We start from the raw sequence: 10,799 nt of genomic DNA on the forward strand, positions 1-10,799 counted from the left end.
AACATGACTGCAATCTATAAGGACGCGGGACGTCCCGTGCACGAGCGCGTCGCCGACTTGCTGGCACGCATGACCCCGGAAGAGAAGTTCGCCCAGATGCACGCGTACTGGCTGATCCTCGATGAAAACGGCAACCACCGTGAACGCAGCGACTTGAGTGACGAATTCGCGGGGGTGAGTGAACAGGCCTCGCTCAGCGAACGGCTTAAGCTGGGCGTCGGGCAGATTACCCGTCCGCTGGGTACCCATATCGTTGATGCGCAAACCGGCGTGCGCGCCGCCAACCGTCTGCAGCGGATGATGATGGAAGAGACGCGGCTCGGCATTCCGGCGCTGTTCCATGAGGAGTGTCTGGTGGGGTTGTTGTGCAAAGCGGCCACGCTGTTCCCGTCATCGCTCAACTACGGTTCAACCTGGGATCCGGCGCTGGTACAGCGGGCAGCCGAGCAGATAGGCAAAGAGGCGCGGTCCGTGGGCTGCCAGCAGGGGCTGGCCCCGGTGCTGGATGTCTCCCGCGATGTGCGCTGGGGGCGCACGGAAGAGACCTTTGGCGAAGATCCCTGGCTGGTGGGTGTGATGGCCACGGCCTACGTTAAAGGGCTGCAGGGCGATAAACGCGATCTGCTGGCCACGCTTAAGCACTATGTGGGCCACTCGTTCAGCGAGGGGGCGCGCAACCATGCCCCGGTTCATCTGGGCTTTAGCGAACTGAATGATACCTTCCTGCTGCCGTTTGAAATGGCGGTGAAGCTGGCCAATGCCGGGTCGGTGATGCCTGCCTACCACGATATCGACAATCAGCCGGGGCACAGTGACCACTTCCTGCTGACCACCGTCCTGCGCGAACAGTGGGGCTTTGACGGGATCGTTGTGGCGGACTATGGCGGCGTCAGCCTGCTGCATCAGCATCACGGGGTCTCGCATGATGCGACCGAATCCGCCGCGCTGGCCTTTAACGCCGGGCTTGATGTTGAGCTGCCGAAAGATGACTGCGCCCGCCATCTGGCTGAGGCCGTTGAGCGTGGTCTGATCTCCATGGCGAAAGTGGACGAGATTGTAGGACGCGTGCTGACCGAAAAATTCCGTCTCGGCCTGTTTGAAAACCCGTATGCCGATGAAAGTGGCATTGATTTGCAAAATGAGACCACCCGGCAGGTTGCACGTGAGGTGGCGACCCGTTCGCTGACGCTGCTGGAGAATAACGGCATTTTGCCTCTCGGCGGCAAACCCCGCGTGGCGGTGGTGGGCCCCACGGCGGACGATCCGCTGGCGTTGCTCAGCGGCTACAGCTTCCCGGTGCATTTGATTATCAGCGATATGGTTGACGAAACGTCACAGGTGACGACTCCGCGCGCGGCGCTGGAGCACTATCTGGGCGCGTCGAACGTGCGTTATGCCAAAGGGTGTCACATCATCGAAAAACGAATGGCGGGCGCGCCGGTCTTCCCGGGTGACAGCGGGGGCAAACCGATGCAGCAGTCGCCGGTGTCGCAAAGTACCGCGCTGATCCCCGAAGCCGTGAACGCCGCGCAGGAGAGCGACGTGGTGGTGGCCTGCGTCGGCGACCTCGCCGGTTTGTTCCAGAGCGGCACGGTAGGGGAAGGATCCGATACCGATTCCCTGAACCTGCCTGGCGTTCAGCAACAGCTGCTGGAAGCCCTGGTCGCCACGGGCAAACCGGTGATTGTCGTGATGACCGGTGGGCGGCCGTATAATCTTCAGGGGCTGGAAGATAAGGTCGCGGCGCTGATGATGGCCTGGGCGCCTGGGCAGGAAGGGGGCTGGGCAATTGCCGATGTGTTAACCGGGCGCGCGGAGCCGCAGGGACGTCTGGTGGTGAGCGTGCCGAAAAGTGCGGGCGCCATGCCGTACTACTACAACCACAAGCTGAAAAGCGGCGGCACGCCATTCGCGTTCCACTTTGGCTCCCGCTATCCCTTTGGTTTCGGCCTTGGCTGGACGCAATTTAACTGGGGCGCAGCACGCCTCGCGCAAAACAGCGTACCGGTGGACGGCGAAGTTGTGTTGAGTATTGACGTCACCAACCGCGGTGAACGCAGCGGCAGCGAGGTGGTGCAGGTGTACGTCCGGGATAAGGTTGCCACGCAGGTGCGGCCGCTTCAGGAACTGAAAGCGTTCCAGCGTGTGGCGCTCGCGCCGGGCGAAACGGCCACGCTCACCTTTACGCTGCCCGTGGAGATGTTCAACTTTACTCGTCGGGACGGCAAACGCATTGTCGAGCCGGGCGAGTTTGAGCTACAGGTGGGAGCATCATCGGCGGATATTCGCGACGTGGTGACGGTCAATGTGACGGGAGAGACGCGGGTGCTGCCTGCTGAATGGCGCATGCTAAGCACCTGTCAGGTTCAGCACGCGTAGCCAGGATAAAAAAAAGCCCATCGTGGGAGATGGGCAAAGACTACACACAGCAATTCGTTGTTTCACTCAGGGGATTTCCATGCTTATAAATCAAGGTGTTGATTTATAACCGTGAGCTAATAGTAGGCATGCCAACCTTGAGCGTCGATCAGATTCGTCTCAATAGTTAAAGAGAAGTAAAGATTTCTTGAGGTGAATAGCGGACTTAGAGCAAAAAAGGCGGGTCGGACCAGTGCGCAACGAATAAATAGTTTAGCAACATTTAAGTATTACCAGGGGGAATGTAGGCCGGGTAAGCGTCAACGCCACCCGGCAATCCCTTTTACTGCGTATTCTTCTCTTCCAGCTCTTCGAGTTCGCTCAAAATCACATCCGGGTCGGTGCCCGGCGGCGGCACTTCGTGTACCCAGGCGGAGAAGAGACGCCAGGTGACGGCAAGCAGCACCGGTCCAATAAACAGACCGATCATCCCAAAGGCGATTAACCCGCCAATGACGCCGGAGAGGATCAGGATCAGCGGCAGGTCCGCGCCCATGCGGATGAGGATGGGACGAATCACGTTATCCATGGTGCCGACCACGCAGCTCCAGACCAGCAGAACGGTTCCCCACGTGGTATCCCCCGTCCAGTAAAGCCAGATGATGCTGGGGACCAGCACCAGCAACGGCCCCAGCTGAGCAAGACAGGTCATCAGCATCACCACCGTAAAGACGGTAGCGTACGGCACGCCAGAAATGGCCAGGCCGATACCGCCCAGCACCGCCTGCACCAGCGCCGTGACGACCACCCCAAGCGCAACCGCCCGCACGGCCTGCGCCGCCAGCAGAACCGCGGCATCGCCGCGTTTACCGGCCAGTCGGGTAGCGAAATGGCGTACGCCCAACGCTACCTGCTCACCGCGCCAGTAGAGCAGGGCGCTGAAGACCAGCATCAGCGCACAGTGCATCATAAAGCGACCAATATGTGCCGCCTGACCCACAAACCAGGTGGTGGTGGTGCCAATATACGGACGCACTTTCGCCATCAACGCGCTGCCGCCCATCTCCAGCAGGCTATGCCAGCCGCTGTAAAGTTTGGCGCCTACCACCGGAATGCTGTTCAGCCAGGCGAGATCCGGCAGCGTTAAATCACCGCTGGTGACGGCGCGAATAACCGGGCCACTGGAATCGACAAGGCTGTTCACCAGCAGCGCAATCGGAATAATAAACAGCAGGAACAGCAGCAGGGTCATGACCAGTACCGCCAGACCGCGGCGGCCAAACAGCAGTTTCTGCAAACGTAACAGCACCGGCCAGGTCGCCACGACCACCGTTGCGGCCCAGGCGAAGCCAAGTATGAAAGGTTGAACAATCCACAGACACGCAATAATCATGAGGGCCAGAAACAGCACCGACAGCAAAATTTGCGCAACATCCCTGGGCTGGCGAAGATTGACCATAAATGAAACTTTCCTTAATAAACACCAGCGAGGCTGGCGGGAACGGATAACCGCGTCACTCTAATCATTAATGATATCAGCGATTTTTGACAGGCGGATTTTGCCCGTAATTCAGCGAAGCACATAAGAAAAAAATGTGATAAAACTTTCCAGACACAACGCAAACGATTTCACACTACTCTAATTAGGGTCGACAGTCATGATCCCACAGATTTCTCAAGCACCTGGCGTCGTTCAGCTGGTGCTTAATTTTTTGAAGGCACTGGAGCAACAGGGTTTTACAGGTGATACCGCCACGAACTATGCCGACAGGCTGACGATGGCGACCGATAACAGTATTTACCAGCTTCTTCCCGATGCAGTCGTCTTTCCACGTTCAACGGCCGATGTGGCGCTGATTGCCCGGCTGGCGACGCAAGAGCGTTTTAGCGCTCTGGTGTTCACCCCGCGCGGCGGCGGCACCGGAACAAATGGCCAGGCCCTGAACCAGGGCATCATCATTGATATGTCGCGCTATATGAATCGCATCATCGAGATCAATCCTGAAGAGGGATGGGTTCGCGTTGAAGCGGGCGTGATTAAGGATCAGCTCAACCAGTATCTGAAGCCCTACGGCTACTTTTTTGCGCCCGAGCTTTCTACCAGCAACCGGGCAACCATCGGCGGGATGATCAACACCGATGCCTCCGGGCAGGGTTCGCTGGTCTACGGAAAAACCTCCGATCACGTTCTGGGCGTACGAGCGGTGCTGCTGGGCGGCGATATCCTGGATACCCAGCCTGTGCCGGTCGAGCTGGCGGAAACGCTGGGTAAAGAGAACACCGCAAGCGGGCGCATCTATCGCACCGTGCTGGAACGCTGTCGCGATAACCGCCAGCTGATCCTCGACAAATTCCCCAAACTGAACCGTTTCCTGACCGGTTACGACCTGCGTCACGTCTTTAACGACGAACTGACCCAGTTTGATTTGACCCGTGTGCTGACCGGCTCCGAAGGAACGCTGGCGTTTATTACCGAGGCGCGGCTGGATATCACCCGGCTGCCCAAAGTGCGCCGCCTGGTGAACGTCAAATATGACTCCTTTGATTCCGCGCTGCGTAATGCCCCGTTTATGGTGGAGGCGCAGGCGCTGTCGGTGGAAACCGTTGACTCGAAGGTGCTTAATCTGGCGCGGGAAGATATCGTCTGGCACTCGGTGCGGGAGCTGATTACCGATGTGCCGGACAAAGAGATGCTTGGGCTTAACATCGTTGAATTTGCCGGAGACGATGCAGAACTTATCGATAGCCAGGTAACCACGCTCTGTCAGCGGCTTGATGAACTGATCGCCCACGGCGAAGGCGGGGTCATTGGCTGGCAGCTCTGTAACGACCTGGCCGGCATTGAGCGTATCTACGCGATGCGTAAAAAAGCGGTGGGGCTGCTCGGCAATGCCAAAGGCGCCGCGAAGCCGATTCCGTTTGCCGAAGATACCTGCGTCCCTCCTGAGCATCTGGCGGATTATATCGTTGAATTCCGTGCGCTGCTGGACAGCCACGGCCTGAGCTATGGCATGTTCGGCCACGTTGATGCCGGGGTGCTGCATGTGCGTCCGGCCCTGGACATGTGCGATCCGCAGCAGGAGATCCTGATGAAACAGATCTCCGATGAGGTGGTGGCCTTAACCGCGAAATATGGCGGCCTGCTGTGGGGGGAACACGGAAAAGGGTTCCGCGCCGAGTACAGCCCGGCGTTCTTCGGTGAACAGCTCTTCGGCGAGCTGCGCAAGGTCAAAGCGGCGTTCGATCCCAATAACCGTCTCAACCCGGGGAAAATTTGCCCGCCGGAAGGCGTGGACGCGCCCATGCTGCAGGTGGATGCCGTCAAACGCGGCACGTACGACAGACAAATCCCCATTGCCGTGCGCGCGTCCTGGCGCGGGGCGCTGGAGTGTAACGGCAACGGCCTGTGCTTTAACTTCGACGTGAAAAGCCCGATGTGCCCGTCGATGAAAATCACCAGCAACCGCATCCACTCGCCAAAAGGGCGGGCGACGCTGGTACGCGAATGGCTGCGTTTGCTGGCCGATCGCGGTATCGACCCGCTCAAGCTGGAGCAGGAGTTGCCGGAAAAACGGGCCAGCCTGCGTTCCCTGATTGAGCGCACCCGCAACAGCTGGCATGCGAATAAGGGCGAGTATGATTTCTCCCATGAGGTGAAAGAGGCCATGTCCGGCTGCCTGGCCTGTAAAGCCTGTTCGACCCAGTGCCCGATTAAGATAGACGTACCGGAGTTCCGCTCGCGCTTCCTGCAGCTCTACCACACGCGCTATCTGCGCCCGATGCGCGACCATCTGGTGGCAACGGTGGAGAGCTATGCCCCGCTGATGGCCCGGGCGCCAAAGACGTTCAACTTCTTTATCAATCAGCCGCTGGTGCGCAAGCTTTCCGAAAAGCATATCGGGATGGTGGATCTGCCGCTGCTCTCGGTGCCGTCGCTGCAGCGTCAGCTGGTGGGGCATCGCTCGGCAAACATGACCCTGGAGCAGCTTGAGGCGTTAAGTCCTGAGCAAAAAGCGAAGGTGGTGCTGGTGGTGCAGGATCCGTTTACCAGCTATTACGACGCGCAGGTGGTGGCCGATTTTGTCCGTCTGGCGGAAAAACTGGGGTATCAGCCGGTGGTTCTGCCGTTCTCACCTAACGGTAAGGCGCAACACATTAAAGGCTTCCTCAACCGCTTCGCGAAAACGGCGCAAAAAACGTCTGATTTCCTTAACCGGGTCGCCGGGCTGGGCATGCCGATGGTGGGTGTCGATCCGGCGCTGGTGCTCTGCTATCGCGATGAATATAAGCAGACGCTGGGCGATAAACGCGGGGCGTTCCACGTTATGCTGGTGCACGAGTGGCTGCCGGCGGCCCTCGAGCAGACCAGCGCCATGGAGGTCAGCGGTGAGCCGTGGTACCTGTTTGGCCACTGTACAGAAGTCACCGCGCTGCCGGGCGCACCTGCGCAATGGGCCTCTATTTTTGCCCGCTTTGGCGCGAAGCTTGAGAGCGTCAGCGTCGGTTGCTGCGGCATGGCAGGCACTTACGGGCATGAAGTGAAGAATCACGCCAACTCGCTCGGTATCTACGAGTTGTCATGGCATCAGGCGATGCAGCGCTTGCCGCGAAACCGCTGCCTGGCAACGGGCTACTCCTGTCGTAGCCAGGTGAAACGTGTTGAAGGTAACGGGGTACGCCATCCGTTACAGGCTTTACTGGAGATTATCGGATGATCTGGAAACGTGCCGTCACGCTACAGGCGTTAAACGCCATGGGCGAGGGGAATATGGTCGGGTTGCTGGATATCCAGTTTATCCGCATCGGCGAAGACGATCTGGAGGCCACCATGCCTGTCGATCATCGTACGCACCAGCCGTTTGGTTTACTGCACGGCGGTGCGTCCGTGGTGCTGGCCGAAACCCTTGGGTCGGTGGCGGGGTATCTCTGCACCGAAGGGGAGCAGAAGGTCGTCGGGCTTGAGGTGAACGCCAACCATATTCGCTCGGTGCGCAGCGGGCGCGTGCGCGGTATTTGCCGCGCGCTGCACGCCGGCAGCCGTCATCAGGTGTGGCAGATTGATATTCTCGATGAGCAGGATCGGCTGTGCTGCTCATCCAGGCTGACCACGGCGGTGGTATAAATTTCCTGATGTTTTTGCATTTGGTCAAAATCTCGCCAGGGTGTTGTGATATACTGGTCAGGATTTGTACACAAGTGAGGACATCATGGATACTGAAATAACCCCAACGCAACTGGCAATTGAATATTTACGTCGCGATAACAGCAACCTGTCTCCGGCGCAGTACCTGAAAAAGCTGAAACAGCTTGAACTGGAGTTTACAGATTTGCTGGCGCTCTCTTCGAATGAACTGAAAGAAGAGATCTATTTTGCCTGGCGCTTGGGCGTTCACGTCCATTGAGAGAGTGAAAAGGCCGCGAGCGCGGCCTTTTTTGTGTCTGCAATTCAGTACCGGGCGGGAAGTTTATTGATTTTAATCAGCCTGCCATCTTCCATTTCAATAAAGCCCCCCGTTTTTAGATCGGCCAGGATACGCATCACGCCGCTGCGGGAAAGCTGGGTTTTGTCACGAATGTAGCGTTCTGCGGTTATCTCCCGGCGATAAGATTCATCTTCATTCATTAATAACATCAGCTGCTGGCGGATCATCTCATAGGCCGTCGGGGCACCCTTTGGCATGACGGTGTTATAGAGCCGGTTGTACATAAACATCAGGTGGTTTGATATCAACCCCCACAGCGCCTTCTCCTGAATAATGACGTGGAGCTGCTCTGCGGTCAGCGTTCCAATCTTGCAGGGGGTCACCGTTTTCAGGTAGTCGTCAAAAAAGATGTCATTAATATTAGCCACTCCAAATAACGCCGGGCTTTTCGCGGTCGACAGCATCAGATTGTCGCTGCGTCGGTAAATGGCAACGGTCCCTTCCAGAATCAAATAACTCATTCCCCGGCCATTAACCACCAGATCCAGCTGCTCCCCGCGATCGAGATGACGGACAGAAGAATAAGGTTGTAAGTGCGTAATCAGCGCTTGCGCATAGGGAGAACCACGATGGGGTTTTTCTGTGGAGGACATAACCTGAACCTGAAAGAATCGTCTTTCTGATTATAGCGTTACTCCTTATTACCGACATCACCTGAATCAGTATTTCCGCGGCAGATGGTGGACATCAAGCAGCACGCCGCGCTCCATCGTAATGTACTTCCCGGTGCGCAGTTCGGCCAGGATCCGCATTATCCCGCTACGCGAAAGCCAGGTGCGACTTTGTATATAGGCGGCCGCCGTGGTGTTCAGCCGTATTGCTTCGGGCTCCTGCATCAATTCAACCAGCTGAAAACGGATGATGTCATAGGCCGACATCTGCGAGATCCGCGAGCAGTGCTCATAGACCCGGGAGGCGGTATAGATCAGCAGATGCGAAAACGGCTCCCACAAATTGTGTTGCGCAATCACGCCGTTAAAACGCTCCAGCGAAACCCCGGCGAGTTCGGAGGTCTCCAGCGCCCTGACATACAGGTGCTCTGAGGAGAACTGGCTACTCACGCCAAGAATAAACGGCGCGGATTCAGAATTTAAGACGATGCCATCTCCCCGACGGTGCAACGCCACGCTGCCCTGGAGCAATAAAAAACACTGACGCACGTCGTTTGCATAATAGTGGAGCACTTCCCCCCGGGACAGTATGCGCCTCTCTGCCAGCGGAAGAAGATGATCAATTAATTTCTCGATGTGTTTATAGGGTTTAGCCGTAAGCACGGTAGCTTTTTCATTATCGAGACTGGGAGCCATTCGGGTGTTCATCAGATACCTCACTCACGGACGCGATCATTATTTGATCGATATAGAGAATTATCTTAAAAAACAGCGGGTCGTGGAATATTTAAGACGGGTCCAAAAATAGACCGCAGTAAATGACGAGCCTAATTATATGAATTCTAAGGACGTAAATTAGGGGTCTAAAAGTAGACTGAAAATAGAAAGGCTTAAGAAATTTCAAAACTGAAATGTATTTATTTTGTTAAAGAGAAGTCTACAGCTAGACCTCAAAATAGATTGTGTGCCGAAAAAGAGTTGTATAAATTTCGGTCATCGGCTGATGAAGCCCGAATTATGTAATCTGGATTTCAGTAATAAATAAAGTGATACAGGATTTGATGATGAAAAATAAAATGATGATAACCCTGCTGGCAGTGGGTTCCGCCCTGACAGCAACCCACGCTTTCGCCGCGGCAGGTACCGTTAATTTTAACGGAAATATTCTGGATTCCGCCTGTGACGTTGATGTGGCTTCGCAGAACCAGGTGGTGGTATTAGGTGATTATTATAAGACCGAGTTTCCAACCGCCGGGGCCAGAACCGCAGCCACGCAATTTAATATCGTGTTGAAAAATTGCCCGGTGACGGTGACCAACGCGAAGGTTCGCTTTGATGGTACGCCAGATGCCACCAATTCCAGCCTGCTGGCGATTGATTCGTCCGCGGCGGGAGCGGCGACCGGAGTGGCAATCAACCTGATGAGTGCGGATAAGGCGGATCTGCCGCTTCACGGCAGCAACAGCTATAGCTATGTGCTGAGCAGCACCGCGGATAATACCCTGAGTTTCTACGCTCAGTATATTTCCACCGCAGCGACTGTCACCGCCGGTCCGGCGAATTCTGTCGCTAACTTCTCCGTGGTTTACAACTAATCGTTTGCAGCAATGTGCAGGGGGCCAACCCGGCCCCTTTGTGGTATGAGGTTTACAATGCGTTTTATCAACACAACCGGACTGGCCGTAGCGCTGTCAGCACTGACGCTGAGCACAGCGCAGGCCGGAGTGATTATTGGCGGCACCCGTATCATTTTCGATGGGACAAAAAAAGAGGCGTCAATAAGCATTAATAATCCTGACGCGACGCCTTATTTAATTCAGTCATGGATAGATTTGCCGGAAGGTAATTCAGGTAAAGCGCCTTTTATTATTACACCACCGTTATACCGACTGGATGGCGGGCAAAAAAACGTCGAGCGAATTGTGATGGCGGGTGCACTGCCTCAGCAGCAGGAAAGTTTATTTTGGCTGAATATTAAAGCGATCCCTTCAGCATCAAAACAGACGAACGCCCTGCAAATAGCAGTGAAAACGCGCATCAAACTGATCTACCGGCCAGAAAGTTTGCGGGCGTCTACGCCAGAAGAACAGGCTAATAAATTAACCTGGCAACGCGCCGGGAATGAAATTCAGGTCAACAACCCCACGCAATATGTCGTCAATTTTAATGAAATTACGCTGGGGGGGAAAAAGCTGGACGATGTGACCTACGTGTTACCCGGCGCCTCAGCCCGGTTTGTATTACCCAATGAGGCAAGGGGAAATTCACTCACGTTTAAAATTATCAACGACTATGGCAGTCCCGGCGTATTACATCAAGCCAGTTTGTGATCCTTTCGCAAACGGCA

At 55.9% G+C, this 10,799-nt stretch carries 9 protein-coding genes and 1 other RNA gene; 6 read left to right on the top strand and 4 right to left on the bottom strand.

Going from position 1 to position 10,799, the window contains the following annotated elements; genetic code table 11:
- The first annotated feature begins 3 nt into the window (after positions 1–3).
- A complete protein-coding gene (locus AC2FAK_RS07470) occupies positions 4–2,379 on the top strand; it encodes a glycoside hydrolase family 3 N-terminal domain-containing protein (RefSeq protein WP_095454819.1) in 2,376 nt (791 codons plus the stop codon).
- Between the two features lie 5 nt (positions 2,380–2,384).
- On the opposite strand, the gene rprA is transcribed toward AC2FAK_RS07470, so the two are convergent.
- Both rprA and ydiK read right to left on the bottom strand, forming a co-directional pair.
- Positions 2,385–2,492, bottom strand: an RNA gene (gene rprA / locus AC2FAK_RS07475) — antisense sRNA RprA.
- A 209-nt stretch (positions 2,493–2,701) separates the two neighbouring features.
- On the bottom strand, positions 2,702–3,817 hold the full coding sequence (gene ydiK / locus AC2FAK_RS07480; protein ID WP_013096976.1) for an AI-2E family transporter YdiK: 1,116 nt from the start codon (positions 3,815–3,817) through the stop codon (positions 2,702–2,704).
- A 199-nt stretch (positions 3,818–4,016) separates the two neighbouring features.
- Here ydiK and ydiJ point away from each other — a divergent pair, with 199 nt between their 5' ends.
- The 3 genes from ydiJ to AC2FAK_RS07495 all read left to right on the top strand — a co-directional run bounded on the left by ydiJ (position 4,017) and on the right by AC2FAK_RS07495 (position 7,760).
- Positions 4,017–7,073 carry a D-2-hydroxyglutarate dehydrogenase YdiJ gene (gene ydiJ / locus AC2FAK_RS07485; RefSeq protein ID WP_095454818.1) on the top strand — a complete coding sequence of 1,019 codons (3,057 nt, stop codon included), beginning with the start codon at positions 4,017–4,019 and terminating at the stop codon, positions 7,071–7,073.
- The gene (gene menI / locus AC2FAK_RS07490) at positions 7,070–7,480 is read left to right on the top strand and encodes a 1,4-dihydroxy-2-naphthoyl-CoA hydrolase (protein ID WP_023620692.1); all 411 of its coding nucleotides are present in this window, start codon (positions 7,070–7,072) and stop codon (positions 7,478–7,480) included. The genes ydiJ and menI overlap by 4 nt, the downstream gene beginning before the upstream one ends.
- A gap of 85 nt (positions 7,481–7,565) precedes the next feature.
- Positions 7,566–7,760 (top strand): YdiH family protein, encoded by a 195-nt coding sequence (locus AC2FAK_RS07495; RefSeq protein ID WP_013096972.1) that lies wholly within the window; start codon positions 7,566–7,568, stop codon positions 7,758–7,760.
- A gap of 44 nt (positions 7,761–7,804) precedes the next feature.
- On the opposite strand, the gene AC2FAK_RS07500 is transcribed toward AC2FAK_RS07495, so the two are convergent.
- Together AC2FAK_RS07500 and AC2FAK_RS07505 are read right to left on the bottom strand one after the other, a co-directional pair.
- Positions 7,805–8,434 (bottom strand): helix-turn-helix domain-containing protein, encoded by a 630-nt coding sequence (locus AC2FAK_RS07500; protein WP_023620691.1) that lies wholly within the window; start codon positions 8,432–8,434, stop codon positions 7,805–7,807.
- A 66-nt stretch (positions 8,435–8,500) separates the two neighbouring features.
- Positions 8,501–9,160, bottom strand: coding sequence for a helix-turn-helix domain-containing protein (locus tag AC2FAK_RS07505; RefSeq protein ID WP_013096970.1), 660 nt, complete (start codon positions 9,158–9,160; stop codon positions 8,501–8,503).
- A 356-nt stretch (positions 9,161–9,516) separates the two neighbouring features.
- On the opposite strand from AC2FAK_RS07505, the gene AC2FAK_RS07510 reads away from it, so the two are divergent.
- The gene (locus tag AC2FAK_RS07510) at positions 9,517–10,047 is read left to right on the top strand and encodes a fimbrial protein (RefSeq protein WP_095454817.1); all 531 of its coding nucleotides are present in this window, start codon (positions 9,517–9,519) and stop codon (positions 10,045–10,047) included.
- A gap of 57 nt (positions 10,048–10,104) precedes the next feature.
- Entirely contained in the window at positions 10,105–10,782 is a 678-nt protein-coding gene (locus AC2FAK_RS07515; protein WP_062934312.1) for a fimbrial biogenesis chaperone, read from the top strand.
- Positions 10,783–10,799: the final 17 nt, after the last annotated feature.

The sequence above is a fragment of the Enterobacter cloacae complex sp. 394F7 genome, assembly GCF_057320385.1.